Here is a 21059-nt window from a genome sequence, read left to right on the forward strand (position 1 = left end):
CGGCATGGGGGACGCCGCGCGCCCGGTGGGTCTGGCCCCGTTGTCGGCTCTGGACGTCGCACCCGACCGGCTCGTGCGTCTCGCCGCCGCGGCCGGCTTCGACTTCGTGGGCCTGCGCGTACTCGCCGTCACACCCGAGGAACCGCACCACGACCTGTCCCCCGGCTCGCCCCTGCTGGCCCGGACGATGGAGGCGCTGGACGCCACCGGGTTGTACGTCCTCGACGCCGAGTTCCTGCGCCTGGACGCCACCACCGGCCCCGACGACTGGCTCCCCGCCCTGGAGGCCGCCCGGGCCCTCGGCGCGACCCGCTTCACCGTCGCCGCCGGGGACGAGGACCGCGCGCGGTTGACCGACACGCTGGGGCGGCTGACGCAGGACGCCGCGTCCTACGGCGTGGTGCCCGCCCTCGAGCCGATCTCCTACCGCGCGGTGCGCTCACTGACCGAGGCCGGACGCATCGCGCGCGCCGCCGGGGCACGCGTGCTGCCCGACATGCTGCACCTGGCACGCGTCGGCACCGAGCCTGAGGAGCTGGCACAGGTCGGCGACCTGGTCGACATGGTGCAGCTGTGCGACTGCCCGGCAGCCGCCCCCACCGACACCGCCGGGCTGACTGAGGAGGCCCGGGCCGCCCGTCTGGCCCCCGGCGACGGCGAGCAGGACCTGGCGCGCCACCTGGCCGTCCTGCCGGACGACCTCCCGGTCAGCGTGGAGGTCCCCCACCTCACCGAGCTGGCGCGCCGCGGCGCGCCCGGCTGGATCCACCATCTGCACGACACGACCAGAAGGATGCTCGACACATGACAGACGTGATCATCGTCGGTTCCGGGGCCGGCGGGCTGTCCGCCGCCGTCACCGCCGCCCACCACGGACTGAAGGTGACCGTGGTGGAGAAGGCCGACGTGCTCGGCGGGGCCACCACCTGGTCCGGCGGCTGGGCCTGGACGCCCGGCAGCAGCTTCGCCCGGCGCGACGGGGTGCACGAGGACGCAGAAGAGTTCCGCACCTACCTGCGCGCCGTGCTCGGCGAGCGCTACCGAGGCGATGTCGCCGAGAACATCGACGCCTTCCTGGACGCCGCCCCGGACATGGTGGACTTCTTCCACGACAACACCCGGTTGCAGTTCACCCCGGGCTCGGCGATCAAGGACATCTACGGTGACCTGCCGGGTGCCGGCACCGGGCACCGCTCGGTGGGGCCCGCACCGTTCAACGCCCGGCGAATCCGCCCCGAGGTGCGCGCGAAGCTGCGCCACCAGCTCTACGAGACGTCGTTTCTGGGCATGGGCATCATGGCCGGGCCGGACCTGAGGAAGTTCCTGTCGGCCTCGCGCGGGGACGTGAGCGGCTGGTTCCACGCCGCGCGCCGCGTACTGGTGCACGCCTGGGACATGGTGGTGCACCGGCGCAACATGCAGATGGTCAACGGCGCCGCCCTCGTCGGCCGGTTGGCCGCCTCCGCCGATGACCTGGGCGTCACGATGCTCACCGGGACGACGGCCCACGAGCTGCTGACCGACGGCGCCGGGCGCGTCACCGGCGTGCGCGTGCAGGGGCCGGACGGCACGGCCGAGCTGGCGGCGTCCTGCGGTGTGGTGCTGGCCACCGGCGGGTTCCCGGCGGACGTGGAGCTGCGCAGTGACCTCTTCCCGCGCACGCCCACCGGGCGGGAGCACCACACGTTGGCACCGGAGGAGGCCAGCGGCGACGGGCTGCGCCTGGCGCTTTCGGTCGGCGCGGCGTCCTGCACGGACCTGGCCGCCCCGGCGGCGTGGTGCCCGGTGTCGCAGGTGCCGTACCTCAACGGGAAGGTGGGTACGTTCCCGCACATCATGGACCGGGCGAAGCCGGGGTCGATCGGCGTGGTGTCGACCGGCAGGCGCTTCGTCAACGAGGCCGACGGCTACCACGACTACGTGACGGCGATGCTGGACGCCGCCCCGGCCGGTGAGCCGGTGTGTTCCTGGCAGGTCGCGGACTCCACGTTCCGTACGCCGGTACCCGATGGGTATGGCCAAGCCCTTCCCCGTGCCGCTGCTGCCCTACGTGCGCAACGGTTACCTGGTCAAGGGGCGCACGCTGCGGGAAGTGGCGGAGAAGTGCGGCATCGACCCGGACGGCTTGGAGGCCACCGTCGCCCGGTTCAACGACGACGCCCGGCGCGGCGAGGACACGGAGTTCCACCGCGGCGCCACGGAGTTCAACCGTTACGGCGGGGATCCGGCGGTGGGGCCGAACCCGTCGCTGGCTCCGGTGGAGAAGGGACCGTTCTACGCGGTGAAGGTGCTTCCGGGCAGCTTCGGCACCTTCGCCGGCGTCAGTGCCGACGGCAGGGCCCGGGTGCTGGGTGAGGACGGTGCGGCGATCCCGGGCCTCTACACGGCGGGCAACGACCGGGCGTCCATCATGGGCGGGTTCTACCCGGCCGGTGGCATCAACCTGGGGCCGGCGCTGACCTTCGGCTACGTGGCCGGTCGGGAGCTGGCCGGGGTGTAGGCTGCGCGGCATGGTGCAGGGACCGGGAGAGGGACCGTCTCGAGAACAAGTCGAGTTCGCCACCTTGAGGGGGCTCGACGGGTACCGTGCGGCGTTCCCGTCGGTGTTCGCCGGGATGGAGGGCGGGGACGACAGAGTCGCCCGGCGGGTGGTGCAGGCGGCGCACTCCAGTGTGTTGGAGGGGTGGGAACCCACCGACGAGGAGATGGGCGCGCTGGCCGCCGACGTGCGGCGTCCGGAACCGTCCCGGATGGGCGCACGCGAGATCGAGGCGATGGTCGCCGAGCTCGCGCCGTCCGACGGGGAGAGCCGGGATACCCGGACTCAGAAGACGCAGCAGACTCAGCGGACGCAACAGCTGCCGCAGTCGCCCGCCGCCAACCCGGCGGCCGCGTGGCGGCGGTACTTCTACCCCGGCACCGGCGTCCTGCGTAACCGCCTGGGGATCCGCGCGGCGCAGCCACTGTCCGTCGCCGAGCACCGGATGACCTCACGCCTCGGCGCGGACCTCGCCGACCTGGCGGTCGAAGGTGAGCTGCACGGGGAGACCACCAGCGAGAAGCTCGCGTGGATCCACGCGGAGCTCTTCGGCGGGATCTACGACTTCGCCGGCACCTTCCGGGACGTGAACATGACCAAGGGCGGGCAGAGTTTCGGCGACCACGCGAGCATGGGCATGTACCTGCGTCAGGTCGACGGGCTGATTCGCCGCGTCGACTGGGACGGTGCCGGTTTCGCGCAGACCGTGGACGGACTCGCCGAGGTGCACACCGACCTGAACTTCGCCCATCCCGCCCGGGAGGGCAACGGCCGCACGGGACGGTTGTTCATGACCGACCTGGCCGCACGCCACGGTGTGGTGCTGGACTTCTCCGCGGTGGACCGGGAGTCCTGGATCGCCGCGTCCGCGGCGACGTTCGGGGACGCCCAGGGACTACGTATGGACACCGGCCCCATGGAGGAGGTCTACCGGCGTATCGCCCGGCCTCGTTCTCCCCGGTCGTGACGTTTTCGCCGTGATAGGCCCGCGGCGAACCACGGGAGGTCACCATGCTGTCGGAACCCACGAAGGGGCACATCTACTTCGCCGAGTACGACGTGATGAAGTCCGTATCTGCGAGCCTGGGCGTCGCGTACTCCAACCGGTACGACGCGGCGGCCACCGAGGCTGAGCGGCAGTGGTGGGAATCCCGGCGCCAGGCTCTCCGCACGTATGTCGCGGCAGCCGTCGACACCGACCGGGAGGACCTGCTGACCCGCTGCCGGATGATGCGCGCCGAGTTCGACCGCATCGGCGGGCTCGGATCCCCGGGCGGGGAGTGAGCGGCGCGGCGGCGAGACTCGCCCAACTACACTGACCGGCGTGACCACCACCGACCGCCTCCACCACACACAGGTCAGGGAGATCCTGTCGCTGCAGCAGAGCGTGCCCGCCCACGGCGGACTCCTCGTCCGTGTTCACGACCGCTGCGCCGGTGGCGCCGGGCTGCTGCGTCAACTGGCCACCGGGTCCCCGGGGTGGCGGACCGTGCAGCAGCGGCTGCTGCCCGACGGCGGCGAACTCGATCAGGCCACGCTCGACCAGCACGCGATCGACGCCACGGCCGACACCCTCCTGCTCGTCGAGGACCTGGACCGCGCCGCGGCGTCCACCGTGCGCCGGCTCGTCGCCGAGACCCAACGACGTGACCGCCCGGCCCGCCTGATGGTGGTGGGAACCGCCACTGCCACCGACTTCACCGCCGACATCGACGTGATCCTGCCTCCCCTCTCCGTCGCCGAGGTCGCCACGTACTGCGAGACCACGACCGGACGCATGCCCGCACCACACACGGTCGAGCAGATGCACGCGATGACCGGAGGACGTATCGACCTGCTCGCCGAGTTGCTCGGGGTGTTCCCCTGCGTCCCGGACACCTGGGCCGCCTCCCTCGACCGTGTCCTCGACCGGGCCCTCGACCAGGCCCTCGACCAGGACTCCCCTGGGCTCACCGACCTCCTTCAGGCCGTCGTCGTCAGCGGTGCACCGGACGCCTCCCCTGTCCCCGTCGCACTGATCGTCGCCATGGGCGCATCCCTCGACGCCGCCGGGCAGGACGTATTCCGCACCGTCCTGCGCACCGTGCAGTGCGATACCGCAGGGACGCACGTGCAGTTCCGCGACCCTCGTCACCGCGCGGCCGTCCTCGATCGCACACCGCCGGCGACCCTGGCGCAGCTGCACCGGCGGGCCGCCGAGGCCTGCACCGACACCGACCGCCGGCTGCACCACCGGTTGCACGCCGCACTGGCCGCCGGAGACACACAGGACGTCGGGCACACCCGGGACCTGCTGCGGGAGGCCGCCGAACAGCACCACCGGAACCAGGACTGGGCCGGCGAGGCCACCGCCCTGCGCAGCGTGCATGTGGATCCCGCCGCCACCGCCATGGCACTGACGAGGGCGGGGAACCTCGATGCGGCACGGTTGTGGTCACGCGCCGGCGACACCGCGGCGTCCTGCCGCTCGACGCTGGCGATGCACGACGGCGACCGGCGCCGCGCCCACGGCGCGCTCGACGGCACAGGCGGTCCCGACGCTGCGCGCCAACGCGCCGTGCTCGCCCTGGCCGACTGGAACCCGGGCGCCATGCTCGGGCACGCCACCACCGCCGGCGACGACCTGCTCACCGGCATCACCCGGCGCATCACCGGCGACACGCACGCCGGCCCCCTGCACCCCCTGGTCGACGGCTGGCTCGCCCTCGTCGACGACGACCCGCTGACCGCCCGCGACCTGCTCACCACGCACGACACGAACACCACACCCGGCTCCGAACCGTCCGTCCCGTTGCCTGCCGTCTGGCGCGACGCATGGCTGGCGCGCACCCACTACGTCCTCGGCGACTTCGACGCCGCCCGCCGCGTCGTCGACCGCGGCCTGGCCACCGGTGAGGCCCACGGCAGCGTCCTGCTGGAACCGGTGCTGCTGTGGACGGGCACCCAGGTCGCCGCCTTCCAGGGCGACTCCCTCGGCGCCGGACGCTACACCGCGCGTCTGCCGGACGACCCGGACTCCTTCCTCATCCAACGCCTGCCGGCGGCGATGAGCCGCATGATCACCACCGCCAACAGCAGCGACCTCGTCGCCGCGCTGCGCATGGGCGAGTCGCTGGCGCGCATCGGCACGGAGACCGACACCCAGCAGCCCGGTTTCTGGCCGTGGGAGGACGTCTACGCGCAGTGCCTCGTGCGCGCCGGACGCATCCGCGCCGCAGACGCGGTGGTCACCGAGGCCGAACAACGCGCAGAGCACCGGGCCGCCGCCCGCGGGACGACCCCACTGCCGTCACTGGCGGCGAAGCTGCGCGTGCCGCGCGGCAGCATCCTGCTGCGCCGCGGCGAGGTCGAGGCCGGGCTGCGCTGCTTCGACGAGGCCGTGGACATCATCGCCGACACCCCGATGCGCGCCTACCACTCGCGCATCCTGCTGGAGTACGGCCTGGTGCTGCGCCGCCTCGGTCGGCGTCGACGTGCCGACGAGGTCTTCTCCCGCGCCGAGGAGGTCTTCGCCTCCATGGGCGCGGCGGCGATGGTGGAACGCTGCCGGCGCGAACGCCGCGCGGCGGGGATCAGCGGAAGCAGCACAGACGTCGTAGCGTCCGACGCCTCCGAGGAGACGACCCCGCTGCTCTCCACCCAGGAGGAGCAGATCGCGGTGATGGCCGCCGACGGCTCCACCAACCGCGACATCGCCCGGGAGCTGACCCTGTCGGCGAAGACGGTCGAGCACCACCTCACCCGCGCCTACCGCAAGCTCGGGGTCGCCGGGCGCCGGGAGCTCTCCGGGGCGCTGCAGCGTCGATGAGCGGCGCTAAGCCGCCCTACCCCAGCGAGTGGAAGGTGGCGCGCATCCGGTCGGCGTCGGCGGCCAGCCCGGTGAAGTGCTCGAAGGCGTCGACCGCCTGGTAGACGGCCATGTGCGTGCCGTCGAGGGTGCGGCAGCCCGCGGCCGCCGCCTCCTGCAGCAGCTGGGTGGACACCGGCATGTACACCACGTCGCTGACCCAGTGCCCCGGGGTCAGGCAGGACGTGTCGAAGGACGTCCCGGGGTGGCTGAGCATCCCCAACGGCGTGGCGTTGACCACCCCGTCCGCCGCGGCGACGGCGTCCTCCACGCCGTCGGGGCCACCGCCGGTGGCCACGGACGTCCCGGTGGCGGTGTTGAGCTTGTCGGCGAGCTCGGCGGCACGTTCGGCGTCGACGTCGCGAATCTGCAGCTCCTGCACCCCGGCCTCGGCCAGGGCGAAGGCGATGGCGTTGCCCACTCCCCCTGCGCCGACCTGCACCACGGCACGCTTGGCCACGTCCGGCAGCTGTTCGGACAGGCCCCGGGCGTAGCCGGTGACGTCGGTGTTGTGCCCGGTGGTGCGCCCGTCGCGGATGGCGACGGTGTTCACCGAACCCAGGCGGGCGGCGACCGGGTCGACGTCGTCGAGGAGGTCCAGGGCCTCACGCTTGAACGGGTGGGTGATGTTCAGGCCGTCGAAGCCCATGTCGATCGCGCTGGACAGCAGCTGCTCCAGCGGACGCGACTCCAGGCGGTCGGTGAGCACGTCGAGGCGGCGGTACACCGTGGGGTGGCCCTGGGCCAGGCCCTCGGCCTCGTGCAGCGGCGGGGTGCGCGACAGCGACAGGTCCGAGCCGATCAGGCCGAACAGGAAACTACGGGCGGGGGTGGTGCTCATGGTGGATATCCTTCTCTCGGTGGGTGTTCTGGGTGGGTGTTGGTCTCAGCTGGGGATGCCGCGGGCTGCGTCGCGCAGCACCCGGTACTGCGCGGCCAGACGCACCGGGGTGTTGTCCACCCCGTGGCCGGCGTAGTCGCCGCGGCGTTCGACGAGCTCGAAGAACATCGTGCCCAGGGTGCCGGTGTAGAACCGCAGGTACTCGCCGTGGTCGTCGCGGTCGTAGAGCACGTTGCACTCGCGCAGCTCGGCCACGGTGTCCTCGTCCAGGTTGAACCGGGCGACGAGGTCGTCGTAGTAGTTGTCCGGCACCGGCAGCATCTCCAGGCCGCGCCGGCGCGCCCGGCGCGCCCGGCGCGCCAGCCCGATGATCCCGTCCACCTCCAGGGTGACGTGCTCCGGGTAGGACGCCGCGAGGAAGTCGCCCTGCTCACTGCCCTCGGGTGCGACGTTGAGGGTCAGCGAGAAGTCGCCGTGCGGCGCGGACATCACACGGGAGTGCACGTAGCCCGCCGGGCTGGGCACCGCGTCCGGGGTGTGGGCCTGCAGCCCCAGCACCGAGGTGAAGTACAGCGCCGCCTCGTCGTGCCGGTGCCAGCGTTGCGCCAGGCCGACGTGGTCGACACCGGTGACCCGCGGGCGGGCGTCGGTGACCGCGGCGATGCCGGCCACGTCCTCGCCGATCAGGCCGAACTCCTCGGCCCACACCGGCATGGCGTCGGCGGCCTGGGCAGGGGTCTCGCAGAAGAAGATGCCGGTGCCGTCGGGGGTGTACACCCCGTGGATGTCCGCCTCGTCCTCGCGGCGTTGCCGCACGATCGGCTGCGCCGACAGCGCCACGGCGCGCGCCGCGGAGCGTCCTGCGCCGACGACGTCCACCCCGAAGCTGTCGATCACCGTGTCGCTGCCGGTGGGCCCCAGGTCGCGCACCACGATGCGTGCCTCGCCCTGGACCCACACCTGGAACTCCTCCTTGCTGCGGTGGTAGCCGCCGAGCACGAAACCCAGCTGGTGCAGCAGCTTGGTGATCTCGCCCAGACGACCGGTGTGCAGCTCCACGAAGCTGTAGGCGTCCGGGACCGTGGCCTCCGGCAACGGGGTCAGGCCGACCGGGTAGCTCGCGTCGAGTTCGCGGTGCACCTGGTCCTCCAGCCAGCGCAGCGAACGCAGCCCGTCCACCGCGGTGCGTGCCACGTCGGCCTGGCGGAAGGAGTCGTTGAAGATCTCCAGCGACACCGGACCGTCGTAACCGGCGACGGTGAGCAGCCGCAGGAACTCCACCAGGTCGAAGTCGCCCTCCCCGGGGAACACGCGGTGGTGACGCGACCAGGACAGCAGGTCCATGTCGCGTGCCGGGGCGTCCGCCAACTGCACGAAGAAGATCTTGCCGTCGGTGATGTCCGGGATGCCGGACGGGTCGTCGCCGCGCGAGAGGATGTGGAAACTGTCCAGGCAGGTGCCCACGTTGGGGTGGTCGGCCAGGTCCACGATGCGCTGGGCGTGCCGGTAGGTGTTGACGTACTTCCCCCAGGCCAGGGCCTCGTAGGCCAGGCGGATGCCGTAGCCGGCGGCGAGCTCGCCGGCGCGGCGCAGCTGCCCGGCGCAGACCTCGTCGTCGTCGACGGTGGCCGAGCCGACGTTCGAGCAGATCAGGATCATCTCGATGCCCAGGCGCCGCATGATGGCGAACTTCGCTTCCAGGCGCCGCAGGTTGTCGACGAACTGCTCCTCCCCGACCCCGTCAAGGTCACGGAAGGGCTGGTAGAGGTCGAAGCTTAAGCCGAGTTCCTCGCCGCGGGCCCGGTTCTGCTCCGGGGAGTGCGGGGAGACGACCAGGTCCTGCTCGAAGATCTCCACGCCGTCGTAGCCGGCGTCGGCGGCGGCGCGCAGCTTCTCGGCGAGGGTGCCCGACAGGCACACGGTGGCGATGGACGTTCTCATCGGTTCTCCTTCTCTTCCTGCACGGTTGTCTTGTCGTCGTCGATCTCGCTGAGGCTCATGAACGCCGTCTCCCGGGTGGTCGCGATCGCACACGACACCAGCACCGCCACCACCGTGGAGAACACCGCGACCCCGAGGTAGTTGTCACCCTGGCTGCCGGCGACCAGGGACGCCAGCACCGGGGCGAAACCACCGGAGAGCGCGAACCCGATCTGCGTGCCCAGGGCCACGCCGGTGACACGCACCGAGGTCGGGAACATCTCGGCGTACAACGCCGGCCAGGTGGCGTTCGCCATGGAGTAGAACAGGCCGAACATCACCGCGCCGAGCACGAAGATCAGCGGCCAGTTCCCGGCGTTGACGGCCATCAGGTAGGGGTACATCACCACCGCGGCGCCCAGGGCACCGGTGATGAAGACCTTCTTTCGTCCGAAACGGTCGGCGGCCGAACCCGCCAGCGGGATGGACACCAGCGCGCACAGGTTGCCGGTCACGGTGACCCACAGCATCGTGGAGCGGTCCAGCCCCACGATCGAGGTGGCGAAGGACAACGACCACACGGTGAACACGATGTTGATCGTGTTGATCATCGAGGCGACCGCCACCCGCACCACCGCGGCACGGTGGTGCGCGAGCACCAGACGCAGCGGGTTGTGGCGGGTGGACTCGTCCTCCTGCCCGGTCTCCTTCCCGTCCTCGGCGGCCTTCTCCTGGAACGCCGGCGGCTCCTCGAGTCGGCGACGGATCACCCAGGCGATCAGCACCACGAACGCCGAGAGCCAGAACGGCACGCGCCAACCCCAGCTCATCAGGGCGTCCTCGGACAGGAAGACGGTGAAGGGGATGAACACTGCGGTGGCCAGCAACGTACCGAACTGGGTGCCGTGCAACGTCCAGGCGGTCGTCCAGGAGCGGTGCCGTTCCTCGGCGTGCTCCAGCGACACCGCGATGGCACTGCCCTGCTCGCCGGCGGCGGAGATGCCCTGCACGATGCGGCACAGCGCCAGCAGCAGCGGGGCCAGCAGCCCGACCTGCCCGTAGGTCGGCAGACAGCCGACGACGAACGTGGACGCACCGATCATGAACAGCGACAGCATCAGCACGAACTTGCGTCCGAAGCGGTCGGCCAGCGGCCCCATGACCAGCGCGCCCAGCGGGCGGACCACGTAGGCGATGCCGACGGTCGCCATCGCGGCGAGCACGGCGACTCCCGGCGAGGTGCCCTGCGGGAAGAAGAGGACGTTGATGACCAGCGCGGCGGCGGTGCCGTACACGGCGAAGTCGTAGTACTCCAGTGCGGAGCCGATCCAGCTGGACAGCGCCGCGCGCTTCGGGGTCTTCCCGGTCGGGTGTCCGCCCGTCTCGTCGGCGGTTGCCGGCGCGACGACGGCGGGTGTGGTGGATGATGAGGGTTTCACCGGATCCTCCTTATGGAGAGTAGACGGTCGGAGAGGTCAGGAGTGCACGGTGTCGGCGGCGTCCTTCTCCACCGCGGCAAGGGTGGACGGGCGCAGCGTACGGGAGAACGAGAAGATCGCGAAGCCGAGCAGGCCGACCAGCGCGAAGGCGAAGAAGCCCCACGGGTAGGCGATGCCGGCGGTGACCATCACGCCGCCGAGCAGCGGCCCGGAGATCGCGCCGAGGCGTCCGATGCCCGCGGAGAAGCCCATGGCCGTCGCGCGCACCGAGGACGGGTGGTTCTCGCCGACGAAGGCGTAGATCAGCACCTGGGAGCTGAACACGAACACACCGGTGAGGAACACGATCACGTACAGCCCCACCAACGGCAGGCGGATGGCCAGCAGTGCCAGGAACACCGCCGAGAGCAGGAACCACAGCAGTGCGGTGCGCCGCGGCGACTGCACGTCCGCCACGCGTCCGGCGATGAACAGGCCCACGACCGCGCCGACGTTGAGCACCATGAGGAAGGCGAGGGAGTTGCCCAGGTCGTAGTCGGCCGCGCGCATGATCTGCGGCAGCCAGGTGTTCAGCCCGTAGACCAGCAGCAGGCCCATGAACGAGGTGCCCCAGATCGCGATGGTGTTGAGCCGGAAGGTCGGCTGCAGCAGGGCACGGATACCACCGGAGTTGTCGCCCTCCTCCTGCGCCTGCAGGGTGTCCATCTCGGTGTCGACCTGCAGCCCGTAGGACGCCTCGATCGCCTCGGCCTGCTCCACCCGGCCGGTGATGCGCAGGTACGCCGGCGACTCCGGCAGCAGCAGGAACAGTGCAGGGGCCAGGATCAGGCCCGGGACGGCCCCGGCGATGAACATCGCGTGCCAGCCGGCGGCGTCGATGAGGAACATGCCCAGCAGGGCGGTCAGCACCGCGCCCACGTGGTAGCCGGTCATCAGGGTGGTGGACGCCGAACCGGCCTTGCGTCCGGAACGGAACTCGGTGACCAGGGAGATCGCCGTCGGCAGCGCGCCGCCGAGGCCCGCCCCGGCGAGGAAGCGCCACAGCGAGAACCAGGCGACGTTGGTGGTGAAGGCCAGGAACAGGGTGAACACCGAGAAGAGGAACACCGCGGTGATCAGCACGCGGCGGCGTCCCAGCTTGTCGGTGAGGAACCCGATGACCAGCGCGCCGATGGTCATGCCGACCAGGCCGATGGTGCTGATCTGGGTGGCCTGGGCGCCGGTGAGGTCCCAGCCGGGGTCGTCGAGCATCGACGGCAGGGTGGTGCCCAGGACCACCAGGTCGAAACCGTCGAGCAGGACGGCGATCCAGCACAGCACGGTCACGGTGGCGGTGGAGCGTGGTGTCGTGGTGTTCACGGTGGTGTTCACGTCTCAGACCTCGAATTCGGGAAGATCGCGGCCGACGTACTGTTCGGCCAGGTAACGGCGTCCCGCCTCGGAGGACAGGACGCAGGACAGTTCGGACAGGCGCCGACGCGACTCGAAGGTCGTGGCGTCCGGCGTCTGGTGCAGCATCGACGACATCCACCAGGAGAAGTGCTGGGCCCGCCACACGCGCGGCAGGACGATGTCGGAGTAGTCGGCGAGCAGGCCCGGGTCGCCGCGCAGCACGCGCACGAGTGCGGGGGCGAGCACGGCGACGTCGGCGATGGCGAGGTTCATGCCCTTGGCCCCGGTGGGCGGGACGGTGTGGGCGGCGTCGCCGGCGAGCAGCAGGCGGCCGCGTTGCATGGGTTCGCTCACCGCCGAGCGGAAGCGCAGCACCGCCTTGTCGAAGATCTCCCCCTCGCTGACCTGCAGGTCCGGGGAGTCCGCACGGGTGTGCAGCGCCTCCCAGATCCGGGCGTCCGACCAGTCGGCCACCGTGTCGGACGGGTCGCACTGCAGGTAGTAGCGCTGCACGGTCTCCGAGCGGGTGGAGATCAGCGCGAAGCCCTCCGGGTGGGTGGCGTAGATGAGCTCCTTCTGCGTCTTCGGCGCGTTGACCAGCACACCGAACCACGCGTAGGGGTACTCGTGACGGTGCCGGCCTGAGCCGGCTGTGCCGGACGTGCCGGACGCCGTGACGCTCGCGCGGTGCGGCGAGCCGGACCCGTCGGCGGCGACCACGTAGTCCGCGCGCAGTTGGCCGTGGCGTCCTGCGCCGTCGGTGTAGTCGACGACCACGGGCCCCTCGGCGGAGGCAGCGGACTCGGTCCCCTCGACGGCGTCCACGGTGGTGTCGAAGAGCACCGCGCCACCGTCGGCGAGACGCCGGGCGACGAGGTCGGTGAGGTACTCGTGCTGCGGGTACACCGCCACGGTGTGCCCGGTCAGCTCGGTCAACGCGATGCGGGTGCGTTCACCCTGCACGGAGATCTCGATGCCCTCGTCGATGTCGGCCTCGCGCTCCATGCGCTCGGCCACGCCGGTGCGGCGCATCAGCTCCAGGGTGCCCTGCTCCAGGATCCCGGCACGCACCGTGGTCTCCACCTCCGAGCGCGAACGCGACTCCAGCACCACCGACTCCACACCGTGGAGGTGCAGCAGGTGCGACAGGGTCAGCCCCGCCGGACCCGCGCCGATGATGGCGACCTGCGTCCTCACGTGAGGTCCTTCACTGCGGCGTCGAGCAGGGAGAAGCCATGGTTGGAGTTCGGCACGCCGGCGTAGACGGCGGTGTGCAGCAGCACCTCGCCGATGGTGTCGGCGTCCACCCCGGCGCGCAGGGCGGCGCGGATGTGCATGTCGAGTTCCCCGTCGTTGCCCACGCCGGTGAGTACGGCGATGGTCAGCAGGCGGCGCTGGGTGTGGTCCAGGCCGGGGCGTTCCCACACGTCCCCCCAGGCGGTGCGGGTGATGAAGTCCTGGAACTTCTCGGTGACCGGGGTCTTCTTCTCGATTGAGCGGTCCACGTGCTCGTCGCCGAGGACGGCGCGGCGGTTGGCCATGCCCCTCGCGTGCGCGGCGTCGCGGCCTGCCTGGTAGTCGTCAGCCATGGTGGGTGCTGCCTTTCCTGTCGTTGAACACGGCGTCGACGATGTCGCCGGCGTGCCCGGTGTGGTCCCCCGGGTCGGTGCTGAAACCGTGCTCCGCCCGGGCCTTGTCCATCAGTTCGCGCAGTGTGCCGCCGGCGACGGCGGCGTCGACCTCGGCGCGCGGGACGTATCGTCCCAATGCTTCGGCGAGCACCGCCCCGCCGGTGAGCTCGAGGTTGCGGCGCATCGCCGCGGTGTCCACGGTGATGCCGTCGATGCTGGCGCGGGTGCGGGTGACGGCCCCGGCGGTGGCGGCGACGAGGTCGCGCAGTGTCTGCCACTCGGCGTGCCAGGCGCCGGTAGCGCGCTGCATGCGCTGGTCCATGGCGTCGAGCATGGTGGCCGCCAGCGCCGGGGTGCGCCGGGCGTACCCGTCGGCGGCGACGGCGGCGGCCGGGTTGGCCTTGTGCGGCATCGCCGAGGAACCCCCGGGCGAGGCCTCGCGCAACTCCCCGACCTCGGTGGCGGAGAACACGATCACGTCGCCGGCGATCTTGCGCACCGAGCCGGCCAGCGCCGCCAGCGCGGTAGCGACCTGCACCAACGGCAGGCGGTCGGTGTGCCACACCAGCGGGGAGGACGCCAGGTCCAGTCGCGTGGCCAGCGCATCGTGCACGCTCAAACCATTCGGCGCGGTGGAGGCCAGGTTGCCGGCGGCCCCGCCGTACTGCACGGGCAGGACGCCCAGGGCATCGCGCAACGCCGACGCCGCGGCGTCGGTCTGGCGCAACCAGCCGGCGGCGATGACGCCGAAGGTCGTCGGCACCGCCTGCTGACCGAGCGTCCTGCCGATCACCGGGGTGTCACGGTGGGTGCCCGCCAGCTCGGCGAGGTCGTCGGTGAGTTCGGCGGCGGTGGCCAGGATCGCCGCGCCGGCGTCGCGCACGCACAGCACCAGGGCGGAGTCGATGATGTCCTGGCTCGTCGCCCCACGGTGCACCGCCGCGGTCTCGAGCCCGGCGTCCGTGGCCGCGGCCTTCAGCCGCTTCACCAGCGGGATCGCCGGGTTGCCGCCGGCGATGGACGCCTCGGCCAGCGCGGTCAGGTCCTCACCGTCAAAGGTGGTGGACGCGATGAGGTCGGCAGTGGCCTCGGCGGTGGCCGGATCGACGAGGCCGGCGTCGCCCACCGCATGCGCGAGCGCGGCCTCGACGTCGACCATGCGCGCGACGAACGCGGCGTCCGACACCGCGTCGGCGGCAGTGGTGTCGCCGGAGGCGACGTCGCTGTAGAGGGTGCGGGTGCTCGCCATGTCAGACCCGGAAGAAGGGGGTCTCGGCGGTGGCGTCCTCGTGCTGCAGGACGATGTCCATGCGGTAGGAGTCCTCCCCCACCTGCTCCATCACCAGGCGGGAACGACGGTCCTCCGGCACCACGGCGAGCACCGGGTCGGTGGCGAGATCGGAGTCACCTTCCGCTGGGAAGTAGGCGCGCGTGTAGAGACGCTCCAGGATGCCGCGGGCGAAGACGCTCACCTTCAGGTGCGGGGCCTCGGTGGCTGCTTCTCCGGCTTCCGCCGGCGTCGCGCCGGGACGGCGGGTGCGGAAGGTGACCTCCCCGTCCTCGTCGGCCATGCCCCGGCCCACACCCGCGCCGAGCAACGGGTTCCAGCCCTTGAGCGAACCCTCGTCGGAGCGTTCGTCCAACGGCGAGGGGTAGATGCCGTGGACGTCGGCCTGCCACAGCTCGATCATGGCGTCCTTCACGCGGTGCCCGGCACCGTCGGTGACCGAGAAGGTCACCTCCACGATCTCGCCGGCGGCGAAGGACATCGCGTCCTCGTCGACCATGTTCTCCGCGCCGGGTGTCGTGAGCCCGATGTGCACGTACGGGCCCACCGTCTGCGAGGGCATGATGCCGAACGGGGCGTCGTCCTGGTCGCGGACGGCGGGGGCGGGATAGCGGAACGGACCCGTCGGGTCACTGTCGATCATCGGTCTTCTCCTTCTTCTCGAACTGCTCGAACTACTCGAAGTGGGTGGCGTCGCGCCCGCGCAGCACGATGTCGAACTTGAAGCCCAGGGCGAAGTTCTCGCGGGTCTCGTCGTAGTCGAACGCGGCGATCATGCGCTCGCGGGAACCCTCCGGCACGGAGTTGTAGATCGGGTCCTGGAAGAACATCGGGTCCCCTGGGAAGTACATCTGGGTGACCAGACGCTCGGCGAACTGGCGGCCGAACAGGGAGAAGTGGATGTGCGCCGGACGCCAGGCGTTGCTGTGGTTGCCCCACGGGTAGGCGCCGGGCTGCACGGTGTAGAAGCTGTAGACGCCGTTCTTGTCGGTCATCGTGCGCGCCACACCGTTGAAGTGCGGGTCCAGCGGGGCGGGCCAGGAGTCGTTCTTGTGGCGGTAGCGTCCGGCGGAGTTGGCCTGCCACGCCTCGATGAGGGTGTCCGGCACCGGCTTGCCGTCCGAGCCGAGCACCCGGCCGTGCACGAAGATGCGCTGACCGATGGCCTCTCCCCCGTTGGCCTTGGTCATGTCGTTGTCCTCGGCACCGAGGGCGCCGTCGCCGAAGACGGGACCGGTGGTCTCGCCGAGACGCTCGGGGACCATCAGCAGGTCGTTGTTCGGGTTGCGGAGCACCGTGGTGCGGTACTCCGGGAAGTGCAGCGGTGCGAAGCTGCCGTCGACGGAGACGTTACTGATCGGAACCATGGACGTAACCCCTTCTGCGGGATTGCGGTGAACGTGATGTGCGTCTCACGGTATCCGCCCGTGCGCTGGCCGCAAAGCCGTTCGCAGGGTGAACTCGTTTTACCGACTGACAGGTCCGTGTGCTGGGGTTTCTTTCACGTCCTCGTGATATCGGGGGTCACCCAGGGTGGTGGTTCAGGGTTCCCAAAGCACGTGTCGGCAGCACTATCGGCGTTGCCGTGCATGCCCCACGCGCACGAAAAACCGCGGGGACGCGCCCCGCCGGATCCGTGATCCGGCGCGGCGCGTCCCCGCGGCGTCCTGCGGCTTCGCCGCAGCGTCCTACCCGTTCTTACTGGGTGGAGAGCTTGCGGTACTCGAAGACCTGGTCGATGATGCCGTACTCCTTGGCCCCCTCGGCGGTGAGGAACTTGTCGCGGTCGGTGTCCTTACGGACCTGTTCCTCGGACTGGCCGGTGTGGCGGGCCAGCGTGGACTCCATCAGACGACGCATACGCTCGATCTCGTCCGCCTGGATCTGCAGGTCGGAGACCTGACCCTGGGTGCCCTGGGTGGCCGGCTGGTGGATCAGCACACGCGAGTTCGGCAGCGCCGCACGCTTACCCTTCGTACCCGCGGCCAGCAGGACCGCCGCAGCGGAGGCGGCCTGGCCGAGGCAGACGGTCACGATGTCCGGGCGCACGTACTGCATCGTGTCGTAGATGGCCATCAGCGCGGTGAAGGAACCACCGGGCGAGTTGATGTACATCGTGATGTCCCGGTCGGGGTCGAGCCCCTCCAGGACGAGCAGCTGCGCCATGATGTCGTTCGCGGAGGCGTCGTCGACCTGGGTGCCCAGGAAGATGATGCGCTCCTCGAAGAGCTTGTTGTAGGGGTTGGACTCCTTGGCGCCGAAGGAGGAGTGCTCGACGAAGGACGGCAGGATGTAACGCGAGGTGGGCATCTGCCCGCCCGAGACCTGGCCGGTGAGTTCGCTGGCGTGGGTGTAACCGTTCATGTTGTTGCTTTCCATCTCTGCTTACTGCTCCTTCGCCGAGCTGATCACGCGGTCCACGAACCCGTACTCCAGTGCCTGCTGGGCGGTGAACCAGCGGTCACGGTCCGAGTCCTTCTGGATCTGCTCCAGCGGCTGGCCGGTGTGCTCGGCGATCAACTCGGCCATCTCGCGCTTGGTCTGGGCGAACTGCTCGGCCTGGATGGCGATGTCCGCGGCCGTACCGCCGACGCCGGCGGACGGCTGGTGCATCATGATCCGGGCGTGGGGCAGCGCGTACCGCTTGCCCTTCGTGCCGGCGGACAGCAGGAACTGCCCCATCGACGCCGCCAGGCCCATTCCGTAGGTGGCCACGTCGCACGGTGCGAACTGCATCGTGTCGAAGATGGCCATGCCGGCGGTGACCGAGCCACCGGGCGAGTTGATGTACAGCGAGATGTCCCGCTCGGGATCCTCCGCGCTGAGCAGCAGGATCTGCGCGCAGAGCTTGTTGGCGATCTCGTCGTCGACCTGGGTGCCCAGGAAGATGATCCGCTCGCGCAACAGACGCTCGAACACCGAGTCGTTGAGGTTCATCCCCGCGGTAGAGGCCATCTGCGCCTGGCGCAGCGCCTGACCGGCAGACATGTCGTTAGTGTTCACTTATGCTCCTCGCTCAAGTTCACGTGTTGGACTGTGCACCAGACTAGTCAACAGCATGGCGCCACGCCCCTCTCCGGGGCCCTGTTCGCTGACAGCGCACGGTCGGGTTGCCGCGGCGGCGTCCGGGCAGCGCGCCGGCGCGGTCCGGGTACGGAAAACCGCCGCCCCGTCGACCCGGAGGTCAGCGGTGCGGCGGTTCATTGCCCGAGGTGGACCCGACTCAGTTGTCGGACTTCTCCTCGGCGTCGGCGTCAGCCTCGACGACCTCGGCCTCGGCGTCGGCCGACTCGTTGAGGTCGGCCTCCTCACCGAAGTAGTCCTTCGGGTCAATGGAGTTGCCCTTGTCGTCGGCGACGGTCACCTTGCAGATGTTGATGGCCAGGGCCTTGCCGCGGCGCACGTCGGCGAACAGGTTCGCGATCTGGCCGGACTGCTGCAGCTGCATCACGAACTGGTTCGGGTCCATGCCGTAGCGCTGGGCCGTGAACAGGATGTGGTCGGTGAGCTCCTGCTGGGAGACCTCCGGCTTCTCGATGTCGGCCAGGGCGTCCAGGAACAGCTGGGTACGCACGGAGTCCTCGGCACCCTCGCGGGCGTCCTCCTCGAACTTCTCGCGGGTGATGTCCTGGGCGGCGAGCATCTGCTCGAAGACAGCCTCGTCGCCACCGAACTGGCTCACCAGCTGCTGGATCTGGCCGTCGACCTGCTCCTTGACGACGGACTCCGGAAGGGCGACCTCGGTCTTCTCGAGGGCGGCCTCCAGGACCTTGTCGCGGATGGCTGCGGCCTGCTGGCCCTTGAGCTGCTCCTCGACCTGGGACTTCAGGGAGTCCTTCAGCTCGTCGAGGGTGTCGAACTCGGAGGCCAGCTGGGCGAAGTCGTCGTCCAGCTCGGGGAGCTCGCGCTCCTTGACCGACTTGACGGTCACGGTGGCCTGCGCCTCGCTGTCGGCGTGCTCGCCGGCGACCAGCGTGGTGGTGAACTCCTTGGACTCGCCCTCGGAGAGGCCGGTCAGGGCGGCGTCCAGCCCCTCGACGAGGGAGGCGGTGCCGACCTCGTAGGACAGGCCCTCGGAGGACGCCTCGTCGACGGTCTCGCCGTCGACGCTGGCGTCGAGGTCGATGGAGACGAAGTCGCCGTCCTGCACGGCGCGCTCGACGGCCTTGAGGGTGCCGAAGCGGGCGCGCAGGTTGGTCAGCTCGGACTCGACGGACTCCTCGTCGGCCTCGAGCGCGTCGACCTCGACGGAGAGGTCGGCGAAGTCCGGCACCTCGATCTCGGGACGGACGTCGACCTCGGCGGTGAAGGTGACGTGGTCGTTGTCCTCGAGCTCGGCGATGTCGATCTCGGGCTGGCCGAGGGCCTTGACGTCGTTCTCCTCGACGGCCTGGCTGTAGCGGCTCGGCAGCATCTCGTTGAGAACCTCATTGAGGATCGACCCGCGGCCCAGACGGGCCTCGAGGATCTTCGCCGGCACCTTGCCCTTACGGAAACCGGGCAGGCTGACCTGCTGGGCGAGGGACTTGTAGGCGCTGTCGAACTCAGGCTTCAGTTCCTCGAAGGGAACCTCGACGGTGAGCTTGGCGCGGGTGGCACTCAGCTGTTCAACGGAGCTCTTCACGGATGCACACTCCTGTGTGTTCTTGGTCTGTGTACTTGCGGCCGGTGGGCCACGGGATCGTTCCGTCCGCGTCACCTCCGGGTCCAACCACCCCACCTGTACCCGGCCCGCCTGACGACGGACCACAGGGAGGGCGGGGACGGCCGGAGGCTGCCACCGGTAATGGTCGTTGACGATTTTATCGTGTTGCCGACGGCGGTTGTCAGCGGGGTCTCACCTAACCGACTTCCGATCCGTTCCCGTCGGGATAGCGGGATTTGAACCCACGACCCCTCGCTCCCAAAGCGAGTGCGCTACCAAACTGCGCCATATCCCGTCCGCGCGCCCGCCTCGACCGCAGGGCAGTCACCGGGGAGGCGCGCTTGCGCCGATGTTACGGGGTCCTGCAGGACGCGGCCAACAGTGGGGCGTGCTTACCGGACCTCCCCTGCCGGGCCTGCCGGTTTTCCTGCGTCGCCAGGGTGGTGTATCGTCGTCAGCGCAACAGCGGGAATGTCGTATAGTGGCTAATACCTCAGCCTTCCAAGCTGAAGACGCGGGTTCGATTCCCGTCATTCCCTCCATACTTGACCTGCATGATCGTCCGCATTCTGTCTCTGCGGCGCCCTGTAGGTCAGGACAATGGTCCGCACAGCCCAGAGTAGCGACCATGCGAGCGCTCCAGCGCTCCGAAACCGGCGCTACCCCCGTCGGACCGACCGAAGCCCCAGCCATTCCGGCTGGGGCTTCGGTGCTGCGCGGGGTCATGCGCCGGCGTAGGCGGGGATCTGCATCACGGAGTGCACGCGCCCCTCGCCTCCCTTCGGGTTACACAGGGCGATGGTCCAGCGGAGCGACGGATCCACAGGGGCGCTGTTGCCGTAGGCAGCCCAGTCAGACCGGGCCCGGTCGACCTCTGCGGGACTCAGGTGGCCTCCCGCGATCACTAGTGACCGGCTGGGGATGACCAGCAGGTCAAAGCTCGTTCGATTGCGCGTTCTATCGTCCGCCGTCCTCTTTGTCATCATCTGGCACCTTCCGTAGTTCCCTGACGAGGTCATCGATCACTCTAACCTGCAGGTCGGACAAGCCTGTGACGTCGACGCGAACAACACCAGCATTAGTCGAACTACTATTCGATATAGCCGCCCCATTCGACCTTCGGAACGCCCGCCGCACACAGAACATCCACCGGATCGAGCCCCACAACGCCAGCCAACTTCTTGTACTCGTAAGGCGGCAGCACGGTCGGCCCCTTACCGCGGAACCGCTCCCCGGTCTCCACCTCGCGCATCCACGCCCGGTACGAAGTCCCCTTGCCGAGCGCCTCCAGCACCGCAGCCTGGGCCACGCCCGCACCCTTGCGCGCCGATTCGATCATGCGCCCCACTCGACGGGACCGGAACAGTTCATCGTCCGTTGCCATTTTGACGATGCCACCACTTGCTAACACTAAAAAGCACACCCAAAAACCGGCCCCCACCTGCATAAACCATCAATGCAGGCAAACTGGCTCTTCGCGATACGTAGTGCATAGCTGACGGTGGAGCCGATGCGGT

At 70.0% G+C, this 21059-nt stretch carries 17 protein-coding genes, 2 tRNA genes and 1 pseudogene; 6 read left to right on the forward strand and 14 right to left on the reverse strand.

Annotation, left to right across the window (positions count from 1 at the left end):
• Positions 1 to 4: 4 nt before the first annotated feature.
• The 5 genes and pseudogenes from ACT3UN_RS10075 to ACT3UN_RS10095 all read left to right on the forward strand — a co-directional run bounded on the left by ACT3UN_RS10075 (position 5) and on the right by ACT3UN_RS10095 (position 6347).
• Positions 5 to 808 (forward strand): sugar phosphate isomerase/epimerase family protein, encoded by an 804-nt coding sequence (locus ACT3UN_RS10075; RefSeq protein WP_441578871.1) that lies wholly within the window; start codon positions 5 to 7, stop codon positions 806 to 808.
• Positions 805 to 2500: pseudogene (locus tag ACT3UN_RS10080) on the forward strand (FAD-dependent oxidoreductase). Before ACT3UN_RS10075 ends, ACT3UN_RS10080 begins: the two are co-directional and overlap by 4 nt.
• 10 nt (positions 2501 to 2510) lie before the next feature.
• A complete protein-coding gene (locus tag ACT3UN_RS10085) occupies positions 2511 to 3506 on the forward strand; it encodes a Fic/DOC family protein (protein ID WP_444656976.1) in 996 nt (331 codons plus the stop codon).
• Between the two features lie 44 nt (positions 3507 to 3550).
• Positions 3551 to 3823: a hypothetical protein gene (locus ACT3UN_RS10090; protein WP_301442115.1), complete on the forward strand. Its 273-nt coding sequence runs from the start codon at positions 3551 to 3553 to the stop codon at positions 3821 to 3823.
• Between the two features lie 40 nt (positions 3824 to 3863).
• Positions 3864 to 6347, forward strand: coding sequence for a LuxR C-terminal-related transcriptional regulator (locus ACT3UN_RS10095; protein ID WP_444656977.1), 2484 nt, complete (start codon positions 3864 to 3866; stop codon positions 6345 to 6347).
• A 16-nt stretch (positions 6348 to 6363) separates the two neighbouring features.
• Here the strand turns inward: ACT3UN_RS10095 and ACT3UN_RS10100 are convergent, their stop codons facing one another.
• The 13 genes from ACT3UN_RS10100 to ACT3UN_RS10160 form a co-directional block, all read right to left on the reverse strand.
• Positions 6364 to 7227, reverse strand: a complete 864-nt coding sequence (locus ACT3UN_RS10100) for a shikimate dehydrogenase (RefSeq protein ID WP_301442113.1) — start codon at positions 7225 to 7227, stop codon at positions 6364 to 6366.
• Between the two features lie 45 nt (positions 7228 to 7272).
• Positions 7273 to 9168, reverse strand: a complete 1896-nt coding sequence (locus ACT3UN_RS10105) for a TIM barrel protein (protein ID WP_444656978.1) — start codon at positions 9166 to 9168, stop codon at positions 7273 to 7275.
• On the reverse strand, positions 9165 to 10487 hold the full coding sequence (locus ACT3UN_RS10110; RefSeq protein ID WP_441578884.1) for an MFS transporter: 1323 nt from the start codon (positions 10485 to 10487) through the stop codon (positions 9165 to 9167). The genes ACT3UN_RS10105 and ACT3UN_RS10110 overlap by 4 nt, the downstream gene beginning before the upstream one ends.
• A 135-nt stretch (positions 10488 to 10622) precedes the next feature.
• Positions 10623 to 11957, reverse strand: coding sequence for an MFS transporter (locus ACT3UN_RS10115; RefSeq protein ID WP_301442109.1), 1335 nt, complete (start codon positions 11955 to 11957; stop codon positions 10623 to 10625).
• Positions 11958 to 11960: 3 nt separating this feature from the next.
• Positions 11961 to 13175, reverse strand: a complete 1215-nt coding sequence (locus ACT3UN_RS10120) for a 4-hydroxybenzoate 3-monooxygenase (RefSeq protein ID WP_441578870.1) — start codon at positions 13173 to 13175, stop codon at positions 11961 to 11963.
• Complete coding sequence (gene pcaC, locus ACT3UN_RS10125; RefSeq protein ID WP_444656979.1) at positions 13172 to 13567, reverse strand: 4-carboxymuconolactone decarboxylase; 396 nt, start codon at positions 13565 to 13567, stop codon at positions 13172 to 13174. Before pcaC ends, ACT3UN_RS10120 begins: the two co-directional genes overlap by 4 nt.
• Positions 13560 to 14858, reverse strand: coding sequence for a 3-carboxy-cis,cis-muconate cycloisomerase (gene pcaB, locus ACT3UN_RS10130; RefSeq protein WP_301442106.1), 1299 nt, complete (start codon positions 14856 to 14858; stop codon positions 13560 to 13562). The genes pcaC and pcaB overlap by 8 nt, the downstream gene beginning before the upstream one ends.
• A gap of 1 nt (position 14859) precedes the next feature.
• On the reverse strand, positions 14860 to 15540 hold the full coding sequence (gene pcaG / locus ACT3UN_RS10135; RefSeq protein ID WP_301442105.1) for a protocatechuate 3,4-dioxygenase subunit alpha: 681 nt from the start codon (positions 15538 to 15540) through the stop codon (positions 14860 to 14862).
• 31 nt (positions 15541 to 15571) lie between these two features.
• Positions 15572 to 16264 (reverse strand): protocatechuate 3,4-dioxygenase subunit beta, encoded by a 693-nt coding sequence (gene pcaH, locus ACT3UN_RS10140; RefSeq protein WP_301442104.1) that lies wholly within the window; start codon positions 16262 to 16264, stop codon positions 15572 to 15574.
• Positions 16265 to 16595: 331 nt separating this feature from the next.
• Complete coding sequence (locus ACT3UN_RS10145) at positions 16596 to 17261, reverse strand: ATP-dependent Clp protease proteolytic subunit (RefSeq protein ID WP_441582103.1); 666 nt, start codon at positions 17259 to 17261, stop codon at positions 16596 to 16598.
• Between the two features lie 21 nt (positions 17262 to 17282).
• Entirely contained in the window at positions 17283 to 17885 is a 603-nt protein-coding gene (locus ACT3UN_RS10150; protein WP_301442121.1) for an ATP-dependent Clp protease proteolytic subunit, read from the reverse strand.
• Between the two features lie 235 nt (positions 17886 to 18120).
• Positions 18121 to 19521 carry a trigger factor gene (gene tig / locus ACT3UN_RS10155; protein WP_441588188.1) on the reverse strand — a complete coding sequence of 467 codons (1401 nt, stop codon included), beginning with the start codon at positions 19519 to 19521 and terminating at the stop codon, positions 18121 to 18123.
• A gap of 242 nt (positions 19522 to 19763) precedes the next feature.
• Positions 19764 to 19837: transfer RNA gene (locus ACT3UN_RS10160), tRNA-Pro, on the reverse strand.
• A gap of 172 nt (positions 19838 to 20009) precedes the next feature.
• Between ACT3UN_RS10160 and ACT3UN_RS10165 the strand changes: the two genes are divergently transcribed.
• Positions 20010 to 20084: transfer RNA gene (locus tag ACT3UN_RS10165), tRNA-Gly, on the forward strand.
• A gap of 548 nt (positions 20085 to 20632) precedes the next feature.
• Here the strand turns inward: ACT3UN_RS10165 and ACT3UN_RS10170 are convergent.
• Positions 20633 to 20926, reverse strand: coding sequence for a hypothetical protein (locus ACT3UN_RS10170; protein ID WP_444656980.1), 294 nt, complete (start codon positions 20924 to 20926; stop codon positions 20633 to 20635).
• Positions 20927 to 21059: the final 133 nt, after the last annotated feature.

This window comes from Corynebacterium sp. AOP12-C2-36 (genome assembly GCF_052379185.1).
GTDB lineage: Bacteria > Actinomycetota > Actinomycetes > Mycobacteriales > Mycobacteriaceae > Corynebacterium.

Bases quoted from the DNA above. Each gene is read 5' to 3' on its own strand.
- ACT3UN_RS10075 (WP_441578871.1), top strand. From the start codon at position 5: ATGGGGGACGCCGCGCGCCCGGTGGGTCTGGCCCCGTTGTCGGCTCTG.
- ACT3UN_RS10145 (WP_441582103.1), bottom strand. From the start codon at position 17,261: ATGAACGGTTACACCCACGCCAGCGAACTCACCGGCCAGGTCTCGGGC.
- pcaG (WP_301442105.1), bottom strand. From the start codon at position 15,540: ATGATCGACAGTGACCCGACGGGTCCGTTCCGCTATCCCGCCCCCGCC.
- ACT3UN_RS10105 (WP_444656978.1), bottom strand. From the start codon at position 9,168: ATGAGAACGTCCATCGCCACCGTGTGCCTGTCGGGCACCCTCGCCGAG.
- ACT3UN_RS10090 (WP_301442115.1), top strand. From the start codon at position 3,551: ATGCTGTCGGAACCCACGAAGGGGCACATCTACTTCGCCGAGTACGAC.
- ACT3UN_RS10100 (WP_301442113.1), bottom strand. From the start codon at position 7,227: ATGAGCACCACCCCCGCCCGTAGTTTCCTGTTCGGCCTGATCGGCTCG.
- pcaC (WP_444656979.1), bottom strand. From the start codon at position 13,567: ATGGCTGACGACTACCAGGCAGGCCGCGACGCCGCGCACGCGAGGGGC.
- ACT3UN_RS10150 (WP_301442121.1), bottom strand. From the start codon at position 17,885: ATGTCTGCCGGTCAGGCGCTGCGCCAGGCGCAGATGGCCTCTACCGCG.
- ACT3UN_RS10170 (WP_444656980.1), bottom strand. From the start codon at position 20,926: ATGGCAACGGACGATGAACTGTTCCGGTCCCGTCGAGTGGGGCGCATG.
- pcaB (WP_301442106.1), bottom strand. From the start codon at position 14,858: ATGGCGAGCACCCGCACCCTCTACAGCGACGTCGCCTCCGGCGACACC.
- pcaH (WP_301442104.1), bottom strand. From the start codon at position 16,264: ATGGTTCCGATCAGTAACGTCTCCGTCGACGGCAGCTTCGCACCGCTG.
- ACT3UN_RS10085 (WP_444656976.1), top strand. From the start codon at position 2,511: ATGGTGCAGGGACCGGGAGAGGGACCGTCTCGAGAACAAGTCGAGTTC.